This window comes from Rhizobium sp. CFBP 8762 (assembly GCF_014841565.1).
Lineage (GTDB): Bacteria > Pseudomonadota > Alphaproteobacteria > Rhizobiales > Rhizobiaceae > CFBP-8762.
The window spans coordinates 196,267-216,496 of record NZ_JACYUD010000006.1 but is presented as its reverse complement, the minus strand read 5'-3'; the positions used below and the strand labels follow the sequence as shown (position 1 = coordinate 216,496).

The window sequence follows — 20,230 nt, the reverse complement described above, 5'->3', positions numbered from 1 at the left end:
AATGCTAACAGTTTGTTAATGGAACAGCGCCCGTGTCTGCGGCAAAATATGAAGGCTTTCCACGCTTTAGGGTTTGTTAACCATAGTTCAGATTTTTTGTGCAGAAAGAAGCAAGAGGTGTCCCGCAGCGACTGCGACCCTGCATTTGTTGACTGGAAACCCGATTTGAGGGAAGAGGCGCGTTCAAGTGCCTGTGTGCCGGTGATTGCAACACTATATGCAATGTCTGGGCCGACGGCCCGAACCATATCTCAAGCGGGAACACACCCTATGACTTTGCTGACAATTGTTGCTTTTGATGGAACGCGCTACGATCTCAATGTCGATAACGGCACGACGATCATGGAGAATGCCTCGCGCAATTCTGTACCGGGTATCGAGGCAGAATGTGGCGGTGCGTGCGCCTGTGCCACCTGTCACATCTACATCGACGACGATTGGGTGGAGCGGGTCGGCGGTCCCGAAGCCATGGAAGAGGATATGCTGGACTTCGCCTATGATGTGCGGCCAAGCTCGCGGTTGTCCTGTCAGGTCAAGATGAAGGATAGCCTCAATGGACTGGTTGTTCACGTGCCGGAGCGTCAGGCCTAGTCAAGCGCTGTTCTGATGGAATCAGAACAGCGCTCTCGCTTTGTATTTTAATGTTCTAGTTCACCGGGCGGGATTTAAGGCCGTAGCTCAATAGCCGCATCAACCTGCTGTTAAAATTGGCGGATTCAACACGATCAAATCGTGCCTGATCTTTGTCATGGGCAACAATTGCGTCGGCACTGGCCCGGTCCAGCCGCGCCTGCATCCGCTCGCAATCACTTTCGGGATGGAGCGCGAGAAACGTCTTTTCCATCGCGCGCGCATGGTTTCGGGCAATTTCCGCGTGGCGTTCTTCGTGTCGTTTGATATCGCGCGACAAGGTGTCCCAGATGAAAGCCAGATCCTTGTCGGCCCGGCGACGGTTGGTCCAGCGCGGCAGAATAAGGCGGGTACTCAGCGTGACATTTGCTGCGCCAACAGCACATTTGCCATTGCGCTCGACATAGGTCACGGTCCCGCCGAACTTGATGCGCGTCGCACCGGGATGACGCGCGCCGGTCTTGCGCATCAACGGTCCGTGATTGGACAATTGCTGATCAAGTTCCGAAGCCGTTTTTCCACCGATTGCAAAATAGCGGATGCTCTTTGTAATCTGAACGTCCGCCCGTGTCGGGTGTGTGAAAGCCAAGGCGGACAGAAGGGTGAGAGCAGACAGGCAAAGGCGGTGGTTCGGCATTGGCAAGCGGCTCTCGGTTGAACTCGCGTCAAGCTTGGGGCATAGCCACGCAGAGCGCAACAGCAAATCGCTTGGCTGTTGCCGTCATGAACGCGGAAAGGGCGCGGGATGGTTAATCCGCAATGGACGCGAATCTGGGTACTCGCGCACGATCGACAACTGGAGTTGGGGCCAAAGGGCCGGTTGATGGCCATTATCAACACCACGCCCGATTCGTTTTCCGATGGCGGCGAGCATCATGATCCACAGCGAGCCATCGCCTTTGCGCATCAATGTGTTGAAGACGGTGCGGATATTTTGGATATCGGCGGCGAATCGACCCGTCCGGGTGCGGCAGAAGTCAGCTTGGACGAGGAACAGGCCCGAATCCTGCCCGTGATCACCGCGCTCGCCGCGACATCGCAAACGCTAATATCGGTTGACACATACCGTGCGCAGACGGCCCGCGCGGCGGTCAGCGCCGGAGCGCACATCATCAACGATGTGCATGGTCTGCAACGCGAGCCGGAGATTGCCGCAGTTGCCGCACAAACCGGGGCAGGGCTCTGCATCATGCATACAGGCCGTGATCGCCAAACTCTGCCGGATATCATCGAGGATCAATTGGTTTTTCTGAAGCAATCGCTGGAGATTGCGGAACAGGCCGGAGTTAAGCGTGAACAAATCGTGCTGGATCCCGGTTTTGGCTTTGCGAAAGACACCGAGCAGAATTACACACTGATGGCCAGACTGACCGAACTGCACGCTTTCGGCCTGCCTTTGTTGATTGGCACGTCGCGCAAACGCTTTCTTGGCGCAGCAACGGGCAGGGACGCAGCCGAGCGCGACGCGGCGACGGCAGCAACCACCGCCTTGACGCGCACGATGGGTGCAGCCCTTTTCCGGGTGCATAATGTCGCAATGAATAGGGATGCGCTGGCCGTTGCGGATGCTATGCTAAAGCATTTCCAGTGAAAGCGGGATCGCTATCGCGTCTGGACGATGCGACCAACGAGCTAAGCACACCATCCCGATTGGGACAACACGACGGCGGAACGCAGATCATGACATCACTCTACACAATCACGCTGAAAAACTGCGCCTTTTTTGCCCGTCACGGCGTGCATGATGAAGAGGAGTTTCTAGGGCAGCGGTTTTTTGTCGATGCGGAACTGAGTGTCGAGCGCAACAACGCGCTGGAGGATGACGATATCGAATCGACCGTTCACTATGGCATCGTGTTCAGCGAGATCGAGCGTGTTGTCACCGGCAAGCGCCGTTATCTGATCGAGGCGCTCGCACTGGATGTTGCCAAGGCCCTCTGTACGCGGTTTGCCCAGATTCGACGGGCCAGAATTTCCATTCGCAAGCCGAATGTGCCGATTGCGGGCGTTCTTGACTATGCTGAAGTGACGGTTGAGCATATTGCCTGAAACGATGACGGCCACGCTGGGCCTTGGCGGCAATGTCGGTGACCCCGTGATCACTATGGGTGCGGCACTTCGCGCTTTGCAAGCGCGCTCTGACTGTACCGTTAAGGACGTATCCCGCCTCTATCGCACACCCCCTTGGGGCAATGTAGATCAGGACTGGTTCGTCAACGCTTGTGCGCTGATCGAAACGCAGTTGCAGCCCGACGATTTGCTGGCCGTGTGTCTGGGCATTGAACTGGATATGAAGCGCGAGCGAACGTTGCGCTGGGGGCCGCGTACCATTGATATCGATGTTTTGACCTATGGTGATCTTGAGCAGCGATCAGCGGTTCTGGAATTGCCGCATCCGCGCATGACGGAGCGTGGATTTGTGCTGATGCCGCTTGCCGATATTGCGCCCGATTTGGTCGTGCAGGGCAGAAGCGTGCGCGATTGGCTCGCGCAGGCCGATACTAGCGGCATTGAACCCGTGAGCGCTGCGCGCGACTGGTGGACTACTTGATCGAACCGACGGCAATCGAATCAACCTGACGGTTGAGACTGACGCCGATCACGGGAACCATCGTATCCTCGACCTTGACTGAAATAGTCACATTCATGGTCTTGTCGTCCTGCATGCGTGCAATCATCGCGCCATTCAGTTTTTTGCGTGTTAAGCCGATGACCATTTTGTCGGTTGCGACCTTGCCGGACACAATATCAAGGCCTTTGCCATCGGACCCGTCCAGAAACGTGCCGGTATAGCTGTCACCCTTCTGGGTAATCAAAGCGGACATCGGCTGTTTGAACACGCCGACGCGGCAGAACCCGTCAAGCTTGATGCCCACAACAGGAGCCATTTGCGGCTCGCCGTTCAGGTCGCAGGTGAATTTCGTGCCTTTGTATTTACCAGCCACAATTTCACCGGGTCCTTTCCACGAGCCTGAAACCTGCTCGAAGAAGGCCTTGTCCATGCTGCCGGCAAGTGCCGGTGTGCTGGTAACGGCCAGTGCCGCAAGCGTGGCGGCAGCAAAGCCGCGCGTAATCAAAGAAGGGCGCGCGTACATGTTCAATCCTTGATGGGTGAATGCGTGTCTTTGATCTACATTTGCGGAAAAATGGTTAATGGACCGTTTCGAATCCGTATTTCTATGCTTTGGAGGAGCCCGGCGTCAAATCGCCGATAAAATCTCCGATGCCCGGCCGCTTTAAGGCGTGGAACGGGAGAGGGCGACAAAGGTCCATTGCGGCAATACCAATTCGCGCGGTCATCAGCCCATTGATGACCCCTTCGCCCAATCGGGCCGAAAGTTTGGAAGCCAACCCATGGCCAAGGACTTGGCTGATGAGGCTATCACCCACGGCAATGGACCCGGTAACGGCAAGGTGCGCCAGAACATCCCGCATCAAGCGCATCATGCCCAGCGTCCCCGGTCTGCCGCCGTAGAGGTCGGCCATGGCCCGCACCATCCGCGCCGACTCGTAGACCACATATCCGATATCCACCAACGCCCGCGGGCTGACTGCCGTAACGATGGATACGCGCTTTGACGCATTAAGGATGAGTTGCCGCGCCTGCCGGTCCAACGGGGACAGCAATTCACGTTCGGCCAGATGGAGAAGCTGAATGCCGTCGATGATATCCTCTTCCGTCTCTTTCAAGCGGGAGCGGCCCAAAGCGGTTTCGGCTCGGGTGGCCAGAAGAAGCGTGAGTTCATCAACGACCGCCCGCGCCGCCTTCGGAGTTCTAGCAATCGCAGCATCGGCTGCGCGTGTTTTTAAAGCCTGAACCGCGTTCAGCCGCATGATGCCAAAAATCTCACGCCCAACAACGGCCAAAAAAGCCAGTACGAAGATGATCACGGCACCGATAGCGGTATAGCCCAACCAGTCGGACCTCGAAAACAGCGTGCGAACCAGCCCATCGAACCACAGTCCGAGTGCGAGCGAAACAATCAGGCCCAGCGCGCCCAATGCGAGCTTGCCGAAAGAGAAGCGTCGTTTACGGGGGATTGCAACCGGGACGGTCAGGTCGCCAGTAGCGACTGCTTCGGCTTCGAATGGGTCGGCTGCTTCCGGGGTCAGGCGTATGTTATCATCAAAACTCGCCGGGTGCCTTGGCGCCTTCGGCGCTTCAACCGGGGAATCGATGCTGAAGGAGGCGGGGGTGCGTGGAGGCGTTGTCATGCGAGCTTATCCCCGAACAGAAACTGCATCGCCCGATCCAACCGGATATGCGGAACAGACAGCTTCATACCGCCCCCGGTCTCCTCGATTTGCGGTGGGCGAAAACGGACGAAATTGACCGGTACATGGTGCTGAATATCCTGAAAAAGCGCTTCAGGATTGTCTGGCAAGTCACCGGGAAATATAGCGGTTTTGCGATTTCCATCAAAAACCTCTGATCCGACGCGCTCACCCGCAATCGGCGTCCCGACGATTACAGGAAGGACAGTGCCGCTTTGATCGATGGTTGCTTCCCGCGTTGCGCGAACGGAAGCAAGAGCCATCACGTCGATCCCTGCGCCCGCCATATCGATGCGCTCTATCGCGTTGTTCACCAGCCGGCGTGTAATGCGCTCCAGCCGATCATGGCTCTCGTGGTGCAGATGGTCCGCCTTCGTGGCCGCGACCAGAACCTTATCAATGCGCCGACTGAGGAACGATGTGAAAAACGAGTTTGTGCCGGGCCGGAAGCAGGCCAGCACGTCGCCCAGCGCCTGCTCTAGATCGGCAAGTGCCTCTGGTCCCCGATTGATGGCCTGCAGTGCATCAACCAGTACGATCTGCCGGTCGAGCCGTGCAAAATGCTCGCGGAAAAACGGCTTTACCACATGCGTTTTGTAAGCCTCATACCGACGCTCCATCATGGCCCACAAGGAGCCAGCGGGCGCACGACCTTCTGGCAGATCCGGCAGCGGCGCAAATGTCAGTGCAGGGGAGCCTTCCATGTCACCCGGCATCAAAAAGCGCCCCGGTGGCAGGGTGGATAGCGAGCGCTCGTCCGACTTGCAGGCCCGCAGATAATCCGTAAAGGCGGTCGCCAAGCCCCGCGCCGCTGCTTCCTGTGCTTCCGCTTCCGGGCTGTGTGTTGCAGCCAAAGTCAGCCACGGCCCAGATAGCGAGGCGCGAATGCCAGTGCGGGCAAGCCGCACCGTCTGATCGCTGAAACTGCGAAAATCCTGCCCCAGCAGCGGCAGGTCCAGCAGCCACTCTCCGGGGTAATCCACGATGTCGATGGAGAGCCGTCCGGGTGAAAACAACCGGCCCCAACCGCTCGCGCTTTCATAATCCAGTGTCAGGCGAAGCTGCGAGATGGCGCGCGTCGATTCAGGCCAAATCCGGTCGCGCACCAACGCCTGAATATGGTCCTCATACTGAAAGCGCGGAATGGCATCGTCCGGCTGCGGCTCCAGCCGGATTTTTGAAACACGGCCGGAGCGGACAGCTTCAAACAGGGGCAGGCGGCCCCCGTTCAAAAGATTATGAACCAGCGAGGAAATGAAAACTGTCTTGCCCGCGCGAGATAAGCCCGTAACGCCCAACCGAATGGCAGGGTTCACCAGTCCCGAGGCGCGGTCGGTCAACATGTCGAAAGCAATAAGGGCGTCGTCTTTGAAGCTCGTTGGGGCTGGTGGCAAAGGTTGTGTTCCTGTTCGTTGCTTGCCTTATATAAGGAGCAACCCATCGCTGAGAAGGGGCAGGAAAGGACTTCGTGTCACGCCTAAGGCACCAGTCGCGGGGATTTGGGCGTTATCATTCCCACATACCGCCCACCCGTTACGTGTCGCCCGCTGGGTAAGCTGTCGAAATCTATGATGGCCACGCCCGCCGTCGGATAGCCCCCATCCGGGGCAGCATCCGTCGCGAGTTCATGCAAGAGTTGCTCGATCATCGGATTATGTCCCACCAAGAGAAGTGATGTAACGTCGGTTTGCGCGGCAATCATGTCACGATAGACCGTGATCGAGCCGGTAAAAAGAGCGTCGGAATAGGCAATGTCGACAGGATCTGCCAGCGCGCGTTGGACGGCCTCTGCCGTCTGGCGGCAGCGCATGGCTGTCGAACACAGGACGCGCTGCGGATTGAAACCTGATTCTCCCAGAATGTTTGCGATGATGTCTGCCTCGGCAAACCCGGTGTCATCCAGCGTTCGGTCAAAGTCCTTTTGCCCATCGGCGGCGGGCCCGGAGCGAGCGTGACGCAAAAGCGCCAGACGAAACGCGGTTTGTGGGGGCAGTTCCATGATTATCTCCAAAACGGGGCGAGCGGGTTTGGTGCTGCAAATCGCCGAAACAAGCAAAAGAAGGTGTAGTGTAACGCATTTGCGCGACGGAATTGTAGCGATTTCGATCAACTTAAGCGAGAACGCCAGCGAAAGCGAAAAACGCGCCTTTGTCTCAAAACCTTCAAAAAGTGCTTTTATACGAGTGCTTTAAAAGATAATTCTAATTCGAATTGTAGGTTGCTCACTACACTTGAAAGGTTAGGGCCGTAGGGGTATACACCGCCCCCACATGAGATGTTCTTCAGGAGAAAACCCGTTGAGAGAGAAGATCGATCTTGGTACCTACGTCCTATCTGATGAGGACGAGTTTATGAATGCAAATCAGCGGGCATATTTTCGTGCCAAGCTGAATGCATGGAAGAACGAGATTTTGCGTGAGGCCCGCGAAACACTGGGTCATCTTGCGGAAGAAAGTGCAAACCACCCCGATCTCGCTGACCGCGCATCCTCGGAGACCGACCGGTCGATTGAGCTGCGCGCCCGTGACCGTCAACGCAAGCTGATTTCCAAGATCGATGCAGCGTTGCAAAGGCTGGACGAGGGCACCTACGGCTACTGTGAGGAAACGGGCGAGCCAATTGGCTTGAAGAGGCTGGATGCACGCCCGATTGCAACCTTGTCGATAGAAGCTCAAGAGCGGCATGAGCGTCGCGAAAAAGTGTACAGAGACGAATAGAAGCTTCGGATACACCGAAGCTTTTTTTATGGCTTTTTACCCGGGGCGATGTCGCCAAGCATCCGCGCCATCTCTTCTTCCAGTGTCGGCCCCGTCTTGATTGGCGGGACGGTGCAAGACGGTTGTTGTTCCAGGTTTGCAGAAACTTCCGCATCCAGAACCCGCTCGAAATCAGATACAGGTTCGCGGCGCGTCGGCTGCGCGACAGACGCGGCGGTTTTGGCTTGGACTGGTTTTGTCAACACCCGGGAACGGGCAGCATCCAGAATGTCTTCGGCATCCAACGTGGCGGAGATTGGCTTGGGCACCTGAGCCTGTACGGGTGCCACGGGTGGTGCCGTGCGAGCGGCAGGTGTGGGCCGAACGGGCGCAACCGTATCATCCGCACCGTAAAGCGTTTGACCGGCAGCAGAGACGGGCTTGGTAGGACTGGGCTGTAGTGCAGCTTTTGGCCTCGGGTCACGGGCTGCCGCCGCTGTTTTCGGCACGTCAACAACGGCGGCCTCGGCCTTTCTGGATGGTGCTGCCTGCGCTGGCATCGGCGGTTGCAGCGCAGCGGCTTCAACGCCGGAATTGCCTGCGATTCCGCTTTCTATGACGAGATCAGTCGGTCCTCCTATGAGAATCAGATGCTCCACATTGTCACGTCGGACCAGTACGATCCGGCGGCGGGCATCGACAGCGGCTGCATCCAGCACAGCAAGGCGCGGCTGACGATTCTTTCCACCGCGAATGAAGGGCGATGATGGGCGATTTTTGAACACTTTCAAAATCAGCACCAGCACCACAAGCCCGATCGCGACTGCTGCCACAGCCAACAAAAGACGACTACCATTGACGCTTGCGATGGTTTCAAACATAGGCTGCTGTCTCCTGACCGGGTGTTGAAGCAGTTTCTTACTGACTGTTTTTGGCGGAACGAACAACCGCGCGCATCACGTTGTCCATAGGTTAACACGGGAGATGTAGCGTTTGCCGGGACTTTCAAGATTGCTGAATTGCCAGCAATGAGGGGCGCGCGGTTTAAGGCGTGATATTTTTGTGCCAACATCGGCCAGCGGGGCGCATGGGCGGTTTTGGGCTTCCCTCAGGCATTGAATCGTGATTTTTGCAGTATATTCCAGTCATATCGCGAAGCAGCGATGGCCATGGATGCAAAGCAGACGAGGGTACGATGACGAAATTGCGGCAGGCGGGTGATTATCACATGCCGATTGTGGATCGGGGCACCCGTCCGGGAACCGTGCTGCGCATCATTGCGCTGGCGTTGGTAATGACGGCCTCCGCCGCTGCATTCGTTATTTTCAAGAACCAGCTCTACAATGAGATTGTGCTGGGCGTCCTTGGCATTCTTGCCATGGTCGGCATCTTCTTTCTGGTGTCGTCAGCCATTGGCTTTATCGAGGTCATGCCGCAGTCGCGACCGGATGAACTGGCCAAGGCATCTCTGGACACGCACCCGGAAGGCACGATCATCACGGATCGCAAGGGCCGGATCGTCTATGCAAACGGCGCTTACGGCGCAATGACCGGCGCGGAGAAGGCTTCAGACATCCAATCGCTGGAAACCATACTGGCGCGCAATCGCGAAGCGACCGAAGCGATTTATCGCCTGACGAACGGTTTGCATGAGGGGCGGGCTGGACACGAAGAATTTCGCCTGTTGCGTCCGATATCCGCCGGTAGTGCCAGCAGCGGCGGTGCCCATTGGTTTCGCCTGAAAGCGCGAGTGCTTCCGGTCGAATACGGCGCGCGCAATCCCATGTATCTCTGGCAGATTTCCGATATCACCTCGGAGCGGGACGATCAGGAGCGGTTCTTTCGCGAACTGCAAAACGCAATTGATTATCTCGATCATGCGCCAGCAGGATTCTTTTCCGCCGGTCGTAAGGGCGAAATTTTTTACGTCAATGCCACGCTTGCCGAATGGCTCGGCATTGATCTGACCAAATTTCAGCCGGGTTCGCTGTCCATCGCCGATCTTGTGGCGGGCGAAGGGCTGGCCCTGGTGCAGTCCGTGCATGCTGAACCTGGTTTGAAGAAAACCGAAACGCTGGATCTCGATCTGCGCAAGTCCAACGGCCAAAGCCTGCCGGTGCGCATGATCCACCGCGTAACTTCTTCGCGCGATGGCGCACCGGGGGAAAGCCGGACCATCGTTCTGGCGCGCAACAGCGACGATGAAAGCGACCAGTCCGCATCCATTGCCGCGATGCGGTTTACCCGGTTCTTCAACAATACGCCGATGGCGATTGCGTCGGTCGATGGAACAGGAAAAATTCTGCGCACCAATGCGCCATTCCTGAAGCTCTTCTCTGGCCTCGTGTCCCGCGATGACATGGAACACGGTGCGGCGTTTGAAACGGTGGTTCATGAAAGTGACCGTCAGCACCTGCAAAATGCTCTGGCCGCCGCGCGCGATGGGCAGGGGGATATCGCGCCGATCGATAGCCGCTATCCCGGCGATGAGGAGCGGCATTTCCGCTTTTACGTCAATGCCGTTATCGACCAGAGCGATGAGGCACCAGAGGAAGCTGCGATTGTCTACGCCGTGGAAATAACCCAGCAGAAAGCGCTGGAAACGCACATGGCACAAACGCAGAAGATGAATGCGGTGGGCACGCTTGCGGGCGGTATCGCCCATGATTTCAACAATGTGCTGACCGCTATTCTTCTCTCTTCCGATCATCTGCTGCTGTCCGCACGTCCATCGGACTCCAGTTTTGCCGACCTGATGGAAATCAAGCGCAACGCCAACCGTGCGGCGGTGCTGGTTCGTCAATTGCTGGCATTCTCGCGCAAGCAGACGATGCGCCCGACCGTGCTGAACATGACGGATGTGATCGGCGATCTACGCATGCTGGTTGACCGCATGACAGGCACCAACGTGAAGCTGGAAGTGGACTATGGCCGCGACCTGTGGACGGTGAAGACCGATCTGGGGCAGTTCGAGCAGGTGCTGATCAACCTTGCCGTCAATGCGCGTGATGCAATGCCCAATGGCGGCACGATTACCATCCGCACCCGCAATATTGCGGCCACAGATGTCGCGGCGTTGAACCAGCGTGGCCTGCCGGAAGAAGACTATGTGTCGGTTGAGGTCATCGATCAGGGAACAGGCATTGCGCCCGATATTCTCGATAAGATTTTCGAGCCGTTCTTCACGACCAAAGACGTGGGCAAAGGCACCGGGCTTGGGCTGTCCATGGTCTATGGTATTATCAAGCAGTCCAGCGGTTATATCTATCCGGAGTCGGAAGTCGGGAAGGGCACGACCTTCCATGTACTGTTGCCGCGGTTTATCGAAGAGCCTGTGGAGGAGACGGCGGAAGAGCCGTCCAGTTTTGCCGCTTTAGCCGCACCAAGCGCCGCCCCGGCGAAACCGACTACTCCTGCAAAAACACCTGAGCCTACCGATCTCACCGGTGATTCTGCCGTTGTCCTCCTTGTGGAGGATGAAGAGGCTGTGCGCCGGGGTGGCAAGCGCATGCTGGAAACGCGCGGGTACACCGTGTACGAGGCCGGTTCCGGCGTCGAGGCATTGGAAATTATGGAAGAGTTTGGAAGCACGGTCGATATCGTCGTATCGGACGTCGTCATGCCGGAAATGGACGGGCCAACACTGCTGACCGAGCTTCGTAAATCTTATCCGGATTTGAAGTTTATCTTTGTATCCGGTTATGCCGAAGACGCCTTCGCCCGCAATCTGCCTGCGGACGCAAAATTCGGGTTCCTGCCAAAACCGTTCTCGCTCAAGCAGTTGGCGGTGTCGGTGCGGGAAATGCTGGATGAGTAAGGTCGCTGCTGCGACCTTACCTTATGCCATCGCCACTGCGATTTCGGCGGCAAGCCGCGCATTGTTTTGCACCAGCGCAATATTGGTTTCCAGGCTTCGCCCATCCGTCAGGCGGAACAGGGTATCAAGCAGGTAAGGGGTCACAGCCTTGCCGGTAATCTCGTCGCGCTCGGCATTATCGATAGCGCGCTGAATGTAGATTTCCATTTCCGCGCGCGGAATTTCAAACGCTTCCGGCACAGGATTTGCAATCAACATACCGCCATCGATGCCGAGGTTCTGACGCATGGTCTGGAAGTTGGCAATTGCCGCAGGGCTGTTGAGCGTCAGCGGGCTGCGAAGGCCGGAGTCGCGCGACCAGAAGGCCGGAAAGGCTGGGTTGTCGAATGTAACGACCGGCACACCACGCGTTTCCAGCACTTCCAGCGTCTTGGGAATGTCCAGAATAGCTTTCGCTCCAGCACAGACCACGATCACCGGTGTCTTCGCCAGTTCTTCAAGGTCAGCTGAAATATCAAAGCTCAGCTCTGCGCCTCTGTGCACACCACCAATGCCACCGGTGGCAAACACATGAATGCCCGCGCGCGAGGCAGCGATCATCGTGGCGGCAACCGTCGTTGCTCCGGTGCGTCGCTCCGACAAGGCAAAAGCAAGATCTGCGCGTGAGAGTTTCAGCGCGCTGGGAACCTGCGCAAGCCATTCTAGCGCGGCATCTTCAAGACCGATATGCAGCACGCCATCAATCACCGCTATCGTCGCGGGAATTGCACCTTCGTTGCGAATGATCGTCTCGACACTTCGCGCCATTTCCAGATTGCCGGGAAACGGCATGCCGTGGGTGATAATGGTCGATTCCAGCGCGACGATGGGCGCATTGCGCGCCATAGCATCGGCAACTTCCTGCGAGTAACGCACGGGCAGGTCGGGAGAGATGGGCTTGGTCATGATGGGTCCTTGAATGTTGCAACTGCGGGCGATGGGTGGGAAAGTTTTGCAGCGAGGTCTGCGACAGCGGCGGGCGTGAGGCTATCATCAACCGCCTGCGGCGAACGAACAGTCAGCGCCGCCGCTGCCACCCCGCGTTTGAGACAATCCGACAACGAAAGTCCGGTCAGATACCCGGACAGGAACCCCGACGCCAGCGCATCGCCCGCGCCTGTCACATCGCGCAGGCCGTCTAGCACGGGTGGCACAAGGGTGAGTTGCGCGTCGGCGTCAAAGGCCAGGGCTCCTTCAGGACCGCGTGTCACAACGCCGCCATTCAAGCCCATCTGGCGAAGGATAGCGGGCCAGTCATCGAAAGTCGCGGGCGCTTGCCCTGTCAACGCACGGGCTTCCGCCTCATTCATGAAAAGCCAGTGAAGCGCTGGAAGAACCGTGAGCAACCTGACCACCTTGGCCGGGGAAATTGCGATGGCCGCCAGCACTTTTCCGGCACTTCGCGTCAATTCAGCAATGGCAGCCACAGTCGCCTCGGCAAAATTTGCGTCGACGAGAACCAGATCGCTTGCGGTAATCTGCTTGCGCATGCTCGCGCTGGACACACGGCGTGGTGAGAGAAGGGCATACAAATCCATATCGGCGAGGGCAACCAGCAGATTACCATCCGGCTCCAGCAAAGCGGTATAGCTCGGCGTTTTCCGGTCCAGAAACGTGATGGGGCAATAGCTGACACCGGCGGCGCGTGCCACTTGCGCGACAGTTTCTCCATCGGCGTCGCCGCCGCGCAAGGACACAATGGAGACGGCGTGCCCAAGCCGGGATAAATTGCGCGCAGCATTGAAGCCGCCGCCGCCCGGCTCCTCAATCCACCGGCCGGGAGTGCTCGCGCCTGCAACAGACGGCTGATAAAACTGGCCGCGCCGGTCCATATGGGCGCCACCAATCACAAGGACGTTTTTACCGATCATGCCATGTCCATTCGATTCGCGAACCCGGACACCAAAATGAAGCCCTTGAACGCTCGCCACGGATTATTTTACACACGATGAACAGGAAAAGAACAGGGGCCGGATTGTTTTTTTATATCATAGGCTTTGTTCCCTCTTGTCTAATTGGAACAAAGTAAGTACATAGGTTTCATCAGAGACTTGATTGCCTGTGCGGCTTCAATAACCTAAAGGTGAACCAATGGCACAAAACTCTTTGCGGCTCGTAGAGGACAAATCCGTGGATAAAAGCAAAGCATTGGAAGCGGCACTTTCGCAGATCGAGCGTTCGTTCGGCAAGGGTTCGATCATGAAACTTGGCTCCAACGAAAGTGTTGTCGAGATCGAGACGATTCCCACCGGTTCGCTTGGGTTGGATATTGCATTGGGTGTCGGCGGGCTTCCGAAGGGTCGTATTATTGAAATTTATGGACCGGAAAGCTCCGGTAAAACGACACTTGCTCTCCAAACCATCGCGGAGGCACAGAAAAAGGGTGGCGTTTGCGCCTTCGTGGATGCTGAACACGCGCTGGATCCGGTCTATGCCCGCAAACTGGGTGTCGATCTTGAAAACCTGTTGATCTCACAGCCCGATACGGGCGAGCAGGCGCTGGAAATTACCGATACGCTGGTTCGCTCCGGTGCTATCGATGTGTTGGTCGTGGACTCGGTGGCGGCTTTGACGCCACGGGCGGAAATTGAAGGGGAAATGGGCGACAGCCTGCCGGGCTTGCAGGCCCGTTTGATGAGCCAGGCACTGCGCAAGCTGACTGCGTCCATTTCCAAGTCGAATACGATGGTGATCTTCATCAACCAGATCCGCATGAAGATCGGTGTGATGTTCGGTTCACCGGAAACGACGACTGGCGGTAATGCGCTCAAGTTCTATGCGTCCGTCCGTCTCGATATTCGCCGCATCGGCTCGGTCAAGGAGCGTGATGAGGTGGTGGGCAACCAGACCCGCGTGAAGGTGGTCAAGAACAAGATGGCCCCCCCCTTCAAGCAGGTCGAGTTTGACATCATGTATGGCGAAGGCGTGTCGAAGACGGGCGAGTTGGTCGATCTGGGCGTGAAAGCTGGTATCGTCGAAAAGTCCGGCGCATGGTTCTCCTACAACAGCCAGCGGCTGGGGCAGGGACGTGAAAACGCCAAGACCTATCTGAAGGAAAATCCCGAAGCGGCACGCGAGATTGAACTCGCCCTTCGCCAGAACGCCGGTCTGATCGCCGATAAGTTCCTGGAGAACGGTGGTCCCGACGCACAGGAAGACGATGACACCGCACCTGAGGCATAAGTTTACAGTGTAAGCACAAACCGGCTTCTTTGAAAAAGGAAGCCGGTTTTTTGTTGTCTGGACAGGCCCGCAAGCGAACGCTAAAAGCCTGTTTTCAAGAGCTGCGTGGTAAATGTCAGTTGACACAGGATAAGGGCGCAATATGAGCGGCGTAAATGAAATTCGGTCGACCTTTCTCGACTATTTTAAGAAAAATGGCCACGAGGTCGTGCCATCCAGTCCGCTCGTCCCGCGCAACGATCCTACGCTTATGTTTACCGCTGCCGGAATGGTGCAGTTCAAGAACGTTTTTACGGGTTTGGAGCGTCGTCCCTATACGAGGGCGACGTCTGCGCAAAAATGCGTTCGAGCTGGTGGCAAACATAACGATCTGGACAATGTCGGGTATACGGCTCGCCATCATACTTTTTTCGAGATGCTCGGTAATTTTTCGTTCGGCGACTATTTCAAAGAGCATGCGATTGAACTCGCATGGAATCTCATAACGAAAGAGTTTGGAATCGATGCAAAGCGTCTGCTGGTAACAGTTTACCATACCGACGAAGAAGCACCTGTTCTGTGGAAAAAGATCGCCGGTCTTTCCGACGACAAGATCATTCGGATTGCCACCAGCGATAATTTCTGGGCTATGGGCGATACCGGCCCATGCGGTCCGTGTTCGGAAATTTTCTACGATCATGGCGATCATATCTGGGGCGGACCTCCGGGATCTGCAGATGAGGACGGTGACCGGTTCATCGAAATCTGGAACCTCGTCTTCATGCAGTTCGAGCAGGTGACCCGCGAGGAGCGCCTGGCTTTGCCGCGTCCGTCGATCGATACAGGCATGGGGCTGGAGCGTGTCGCAGCCTTGCTGCAGGGCAAGCACGATAACTATGAAATCGATCTGTTCCAGGCCTTGATTGCCGCCTCGGTCGAGGCGACAGGTGTTCCCGCCGAGGGAGACCGTCGCGCGAGCCACCGCGTTATTGCCGATCACCTTCGCTCTGCCTCGTTTCTGATTGCCGATGGTGTTCTGCCATCCAATGAGGGCCGTGGCTATGTTCTGCGCCGCATCATGCGCCGCGCCATGCGTCATGCGCAGTTGCTGGGTGCCGAGCAGCCGTTGATGTGGAAGCTGCTCCCGGCACTCGTCGGGCAGATGGGTCGCGCCTATCCTGAGCTTGTGCGAGCGGAAGCTTTGATTTCCGAAACGCTGAAGCTGGAAGAAACGCGTTTTCGCAAGACTCTGGAACGTGGTCTGACATTGCTGTCGGACGCCACAACCGATCTGACCGAGGGCCAGCAGTTGAACGGCGAAACGGCGTTCAAACTTTATGATACCTATGGATTCCCACTGGATCTCACGCAGGATGCGCTGCGCGCTCGCGGCATCGGCGTTGATACCGATGGCTTTACCGAAGCCATGAACCGGCAAAAGGCAGAGGCGCGCGCAAGCTGGTCCGGCTCAGGCGACAAGGCCACGGAAACCATCTGGTACGAGCTTAAGGATACGTTCGGTGCAACCGAGTTTCTGGGCTATGATACCGAAACCGCAGAGGGTGTCGTTCAAGCCTTGGTGCGGGACGGTGCAACCTTGGATCAGGCTGCTGCGGGTGATGTGGTTCAGGTGGTTGTCAATCAGACCCCATTCTATGGTGAATCCGGTGGCCAGGTTGGAGATACCGGCGTAATAACCACGGATACGGCACGGCTGCTGGTGTCGGACACGCAAAAGCGTGGTGAAGGTGTGTTCGTTCACATCTGCACCGTGGATCACGGCATTATCAAGGTTGGTGAGCCAGTCGTGCTGACCGTCGATCATGCGCGCCGGTCCAGCCTCCGCGCCAACCATTCCGCAACACACCTTCTGCATGAAGCGCTTCGCGAGGTTCTTGGCACCCATGTGGCACAAAAAGGGTCGCTGGTCGCGCCGGAACGCCTGCGGTTCGACGTATCCCACCCCAAGCCCATGACGGCCGAAGAGCTCAAAATCGTTGAGGATATGGCCAACGAGATCATCGTCCAAAACACGCCGGTGACGACGCGCCTGATGAGCGTTGATGACGCCATCGCCGAGGGCGCAATGGCTCTGTTTGGTGAAAAATACGGAGATGAGGTTCGTGTCGTCGCCATGGGTCAGGCGGTTCAGGGCGAAAAGACTGGGAAGGCGTACTCAATCGAATTGTGTGGAGGCACGCATGTCACGGCAACCGGCGATATCGGCCTTGTGCGCATTCTGTCCGAAAGCGCAGTCGGTGCAGGTGTCCGGCGTGTGGAAGCTGTAACGGGCGAAGCCGCACGTTCGTATCTCAGCGAACAGGACGAGCGTGTCAAATCGCTTGCCACACTGTTGAAAGTGCAGCCAGCAGATGTGCTCACGCGCGTTCAGGCGCTGACCGACGAGCGCCGCAAGTTGGAGCGTGAACTGAACGAAGCCAAGAAGAAACTGGCTCTCGGCGGTGGTAGCAACGTTTCCGGAGGCGAAGGGGATTCAGTGCGCGATGTGGGCGGCATCCGGTTCCTCGGCAAGGTCGTTACGGGCGTTGAGCCGAAGGATTTGAAGGGTTTGGCCGACGATGGGAAGACAAGCATTGGCTCCGGGGTCGTCGCTTTCGTGGGCGTCTCCGCCGATGGAAAAGCCAGCGCGGTTGTGGCAGTCACCGACGATCTGACCGGGCGTTTCAGTGCAGTTGATCTGGTGCGGGTGGCATCTGTTGCGCTTGGGGGCAAGGGCGGCGGCGGTCGCGCTGATATGGCGCAAGCCGGCGGGCCAGATGGCGCCAGTGCGCAACACGCACTGGACGCCGTCGCAGACGCGCTGTCCAAGTAATCAGCGTTGGCACTCGGCTGAGCCGGGTGCCCCACAACGAAGAAAACAACAAAAATCTGTCGTTTTACCTGTACGAATTGATGATTGTCAGAGGTTTGATTTTACCCCCGAAATATTTGGGGTGTATTGCTGCCGGACACTTGGTATTGGTTGTATTTTGTGAAATGAGTACACTCATACGGATTGAGGTGAGTTGTGCTTGGGGATCACATCGACATCGTCACTCTGCTGATTTGCACGTTTCTGGCAACAGCGGTGGTGGCGATTTTCCTGACATTGATATGGTTGCGTGACCGTACAGCGTTCGCCGTTGGCGTATGGTGTCTGGCGCTATGGACAGGTGTTGTGTCCTGCATGTTGCTGGGACTTCGCGCCATCGGACCTGAGTGGCTTTCTATCGGCATTGGCAATGCTTTGGCAATTTTGGCCTATGCCATTCTCTGGGCGGGGTTCAAGGCGTTTGACGGGTCTCGTGCTCACCCGGTGGTTTTCCTGGCCGGACCGGTAATCTGGCTCGTCTGCTATTTCGGGTTGTCATTTCATGACGATGCCAATGCACGCGTTGTTCTGGCTTCGCTGTCGGTATCCGCCTATTCCCTGCTCGTGGCTGTTGATGTGTATAGTGCACGCCACCGGGAAGCCTTACCCTGTAGACCGATTATCACCAGCTTCTTCGCGCTGCACGGGCTTGTCTATTTTTTGCGCATCCCTTTTGCAATCATGATGCCACTCGACGCGCGCAACGTCATGAACTTTCCAGTGTGGTTTTCTATCTTCAATCTGGAGCTGTTTGTCAGCACGATCGTCATCGTCGTGTCGGTTCTGGCGCTGACACTGGAGCGGGCGCAACATCGCTATCGGATTCTCTCGTTCACTGATGAGTTGACGGGTATCTCCAACCGCCGGTCCTTTACGGAGAAGGTCGAAGCCTTGCTGATGCGGCCCAACACGGTTGGCGCATTGATGATTCTTGATATCGATCACTTCAAACGGATCAACGATACCTGGGGTCATATCGCGGGGGACCGGGTGTTGAAACGGTTCGCTGAGATCGTGACGCTGCTCGTTGAACAGAATGTGCTGTTTGGGCGTATTGGCGGTGAGGAGTTCGCGCTGTTTCTACCCAACGCCGGTGTGCTGCGGGGGCTCGCTTTGGGCGAGACCTTGCGGCGGGAGGTGGAAGGCATGGCGATGGACTATGAGGGCCATCGTGTGGACATTTCTGTCAGCGTCGGCGTATCGTGTGTTGGGCAGGTCGGTACGGATTTTGACCGGCTGCACAAGGCAGCGGACTGCGCCCTATACGAGGCCAAACGCTCCGGCCGTAACGCGGTGCGCGTGTTCAGCGAGGATATGTTGTTGCGCTCCTGTATGGAATATCCGCCGACGATGGAGCTGAAACTGCGGCCAGTGTAGGCAATAAAAAACCCGGCTCGTGGCCGGGTTTTGTCCTGTCGCTTGTAATATCAGGCGGCCATGGCGATCTTCAGGTTCTCATCGATTTTATCGAGGAAGCCGGTCGTGGACAGCCATGGCTGATCCGGTCCAATCAACAGCGCCAGATCTTTCGTCATGAAGCCAGCTTCAACGGTTTCTACGCAAACGCGCTCCAGCGTATCGGCAAACTTCGTCAATTCTGCATTTTTGTCCAGCTTGGCACGATGCGCGAGGCCGCGTGTCCAGGCGAAGATGGAAGCGATGGAGTTGGTTGAGGTTTCCTCACCCTTCTGATGCTGGCGGTAGTGGCGCGTGACCGTGCCATGGGCAGCTTCCGCTTCAACGGTCTGGCCATCCGGTGTCATCAAAACGGACGTCATCAGACCAAGGGAACCAAAACCCTGAGCCACGATGTCGGACTGCACGTCACCATCATAGTTCTTGCACGCCCAGACATAACCGCCGGACCACTTCAGAGCCGAGGCAACCATGTCGTCGATCAAACGGTGCTCATACCAGATCTTGGCTTCCTTGAACTTGTCGGCGAATTCTTCGTCAAAGACCTTTTGGAAGATATCCTTGAAGCGGCCGTCATAGACCTTGAGGATGGTGTTCTTGGTCGACAGATACACCGGCACTTTGCGCTGCAAACCGTAGTTCAGCGATGCGCGAGCAAATTCTGTGATCGAATCGTCCAGATTGTACATGCCCATGGCAACACCGGCTGATGGTGCGTCGTACACTTCGTGTTCGATTTCCTGGCCGTCTTCGCCAACGAATTTCATGTACAACTTGCCCTTGCCGGGAAATTTGAAATCCGTTGCACGGTACTGGTCACCAAAGGCGTGGCGGCCAACGATGATGGGCTTGGTCCAGCCGGGAACCAGACGCGGAACGTTTTCGCAGATGATCGGCTCGCGGAAGATCACGCCACCGAGGATGTTGCGGATTGTGCCGTTTGGCGATTTCCACATTTTCTTCAGCTTGAATTCTTCAACGCGGGCTTCGTCCGGTGTGATGGTTGCGCATTTAACGCCAACGCCGTGCTTCTTGATGGCGTTTGCCGCATCAATGGTCACCTGGTCGTTGGTTGCATCGCGATGTTCCATGCCGAGATCGTAATATTCAAGATCGATGTCGAGATACGGATGAATCAACTTGTCCTTGATGAACTGCCAAATGATGCGGGTCATCTCGTCGCCGTCAAGTTCAACGACCGGGTTTGCCACCTTGATCTTGCTCATAAATACCTCGTTTTGTTGCAGGGCAACTCCCGTGCCCACACGCCTTTAAAAGAACCGTTAGCCCTATAGCATTGTGCGCAGACGAGGCAAAGGCGCG

General features: G+C 56.8%; 19 protein-coding genes. 10 read left to right on the top strand and 9 right to left on the bottom strand.

Annotated elements, in window-relative coordinates; translation table 11 throughout:
- The first annotated feature begins 270 nt into the window (after positions 1-270).
- A complete protein-coding gene (locus IFT84_RS15060; RefSeq protein ID WP_192120796.1) occupies positions 271-591 on the top strand; it encodes a 2Fe-2S iron-sulfur cluster-binding protein in 321 nt (106 codons plus the stop codon).
- 55 nt (positions 592-646) lie between these two features.
- Here the strand turns inward: IFT84_RS15060 and IFT84_RS15055 are convergent, their stop codons facing one another.
- Entirely contained in the window at positions 647-1,267 is a 621-nt protein-coding gene (locus tag IFT84_RS15055) for a DUF922 domain-containing Zn-dependent protease (RefSeq protein WP_192120794.1), read from the bottom strand.
- Positions 1,268-1,375: 108 nt separating this feature from the next.
- Here IFT84_RS15055 and folP point away from each other — a divergent pair, with 108 nt between their 5' ends.
- The 3 genes from folP to folK all read left to right on the top strand — a co-directional run bounded on the left by folP (position 1,376) and on the right by folK (position 3,181).
- Positions 1,376-2,221: a dihydropteroate synthase gene (gene folP, locus IFT84_RS15050; protein WP_192120792.1), complete on the top strand. Its 846-nt coding sequence runs from the start codon at positions 1,376-1,378 to the stop codon at positions 2,219-2,221.
- Positions 2,222-2,310: 89 nt separating this feature from the next.
- Positions 2,311-2,679, top strand: coding sequence for a dihydroneopterin aldolase (gene folB, locus IFT84_RS15045; RefSeq protein WP_192120790.1), 369 nt, complete (start codon positions 2,311-2,313; stop codon positions 2,677-2,679).
- Positions 2,672-3,181 carry a 2-amino-4-hydroxy-6-hydroxymethyldihydropteridine diphosphokinase gene (gene folK / locus IFT84_RS15040; RefSeq protein WP_446737610.1) on the top strand — a complete coding sequence of 170 codons (510 nt, stop codon included), beginning with the start codon at positions 2,672-2,674 and terminating at the stop codon, positions 3,179-3,181. Before folB ends, folK begins: the two co-directional genes overlap by 8 nt.
- Here folK and IFT84_RS15035 read toward each other — a convergent pair.
- The 4 genes from IFT84_RS15035 to IFT84_RS15020 all read right to left on the bottom strand — a co-directional run bounded on the left by IFT84_RS15035 (position 3,174) and on the right by IFT84_RS15020 (position 6,904).
- Positions 3,174-3,725 carry a hypothetical protein gene (locus IFT84_RS15035; protein WP_192120788.1) on the bottom strand — a complete coding sequence of 184 codons (552 nt, stop codon included), beginning with the start codon at positions 3,723-3,725 and terminating at the stop codon, positions 3,174-3,176. The genes folK and IFT84_RS15035 overlap by 8 nt on opposite strands.
- An 82-nt stretch (positions 3,726-3,807) precedes the next feature.
- Entirely contained in the window at positions 3,808-4,845 is a 1,038-nt protein-coding gene (locus IFT84_RS15030; RefSeq protein ID WP_192120786.1) for a YcjF family protein, read from the bottom strand.
- Entirely contained in the window at positions 4,842-6,299 is a 1,458-nt protein-coding gene (locus tag IFT84_RS15025; protein WP_192120784.1) for a YcjX family protein, read from the bottom strand. Before IFT84_RS15025 ends, IFT84_RS15030 begins: the two co-directional genes overlap by 4 nt.
- Before the next feature lie 83 nt (positions 6,300-6,382).
- The gene (locus tag IFT84_RS15020) at positions 6,383-6,904 is read right to left on the bottom strand and encodes a SixA phosphatase family protein (protein ID WP_192120782.1); all 522 of its coding nucleotides are present in this window, start codon (positions 6,902-6,904) and stop codon (positions 6,383-6,385) included.
- Here IFT84_RS15020 and IFT84_RS15015 point away from each other — a divergent pair.
- The gene (locus IFT84_RS15015; RefSeq protein ID WP_192120780.1) at positions 6,903-7,097 is read left to right on the top strand and encodes a hypothetical protein; all 195 of its coding nucleotides are present in this window, start codon (positions 6,903-6,905) and stop codon (positions 7,095-7,097) included. The two genes, IFT84_RS15020 and IFT84_RS15015, sit on opposite strands and share 2 nt — an antisense overlap.
- A 105-nt stretch (positions 7,098-7,202) precedes the next feature.
- Entirely contained in the window at positions 7,203-7,622 is a 420-nt protein-coding gene (gene dksA, locus IFT84_RS15010) for an RNA polymerase-binding protein DksA (RefSeq protein ID WP_192120778.1), read from the top strand.
- Positions 7,623-7,648: 26 nt separating this feature from the next.
- Here the strand turns inward: dksA and IFT84_RS15005 are convergent, their stop codons facing one another.
- Positions 7,649-8,482 (bottom strand): flagellar biosynthetic protein FliO, encoded by an 834-nt coding sequence (locus tag IFT84_RS15005; RefSeq protein ID WP_192120776.1) that lies wholly within the window; start codon positions 8,480-8,482, stop codon positions 7,649-7,651.
- Positions 8,483-8,796: 314 nt separating this feature from the next.
- On the opposite strand from IFT84_RS15005, the gene cckA reads away from it, so the two are divergent.
- Positions 8,797-11,418 (top strand): cell cycle histidine kinase CckA, encoded by a 2,622-nt coding sequence (cckA, locus tag IFT84_RS15000; protein WP_192120774.1) that lies wholly within the window; start codon positions 8,797-8,799, stop codon positions 11,416-11,418.
- Between the two features lie 21 nt (positions 11,419-11,439).
- Here cckA and IFT84_RS14995 read toward each other — a convergent pair whose 3' ends face one another.
- Both IFT84_RS14995 and IFT84_RS14990 read right to left on the bottom strand, forming a co-directional pair.
- Entirely contained in the window at positions 11,440-12,363 is a 924-nt protein-coding gene (locus IFT84_RS14995; RefSeq protein WP_192120772.1) for a pseudouridine-5'-phosphate glycosidase, read from the bottom strand.
- Positions 12,360-13,328 (bottom strand): carbohydrate kinase family protein, encoded by a 969-nt coding sequence (locus tag IFT84_RS14990; protein ID WP_192120770.1) that lies wholly within the window; start codon positions 13,326-13,328, stop codon positions 12,360-12,362. The genes IFT84_RS14995 and IFT84_RS14990 overlap by 4 nt, the downstream gene beginning before the upstream one ends.
- Positions 13,329-13,548: 220 nt before the next feature.
- Here IFT84_RS14990 and recA point away from each other — a divergent pair, with 220 nt between their 5' ends.
- The 3 genes from recA (at position 13,549) to IFT84_RS21715 (ending at position 18,868) form a co-directional block, all read left to right on the top strand.
- Positions 13,549-14,640 carry a recombinase RecA gene (gene recA / locus IFT84_RS14985; RefSeq protein ID WP_192120769.1) on the top strand — a complete coding sequence of 364 codons (1,092 nt, stop codon included), beginning with the start codon at positions 13,549-13,551 and terminating at the stop codon, positions 14,638-14,640.
- A 142-nt stretch (positions 14,641-14,782) separates the two neighbouring features.
- Entirely contained in the window at positions 14,783-17,452 is a 2,670-nt protein-coding gene (gene alaS / locus IFT84_RS14980; protein ID WP_192120768.1) for an alanine--tRNA ligase, read from the top strand.
- Between the two features lie 195 nt (positions 17,453-17,647).
- Positions 17,648-18,868: a diguanylate cyclase gene (locus IFT84_RS21715; RefSeq protein ID WP_192120767.1), complete on the top strand. Its 1,221-nt coding sequence runs from the start codon at positions 17,648-17,650 to the stop codon at positions 18,866-18,868.
- A gap of 50 nt (positions 18,869-18,918) precedes the next feature.
- Here the strand turns inward: IFT84_RS21715 and IFT84_RS14970 are convergent, their stop codons facing one another.
- On the bottom strand, positions 18,919-20,133 hold the full coding sequence (locus IFT84_RS14970; protein ID WP_192120766.1) for an NADP-dependent isocitrate dehydrogenase: 1,215 nt from the start codon (positions 20,131-20,133) through the stop codon (positions 18,919-18,921).
- Between the last annotated feature and the right edge of the window lie 97 nt (positions 20,134-20,230).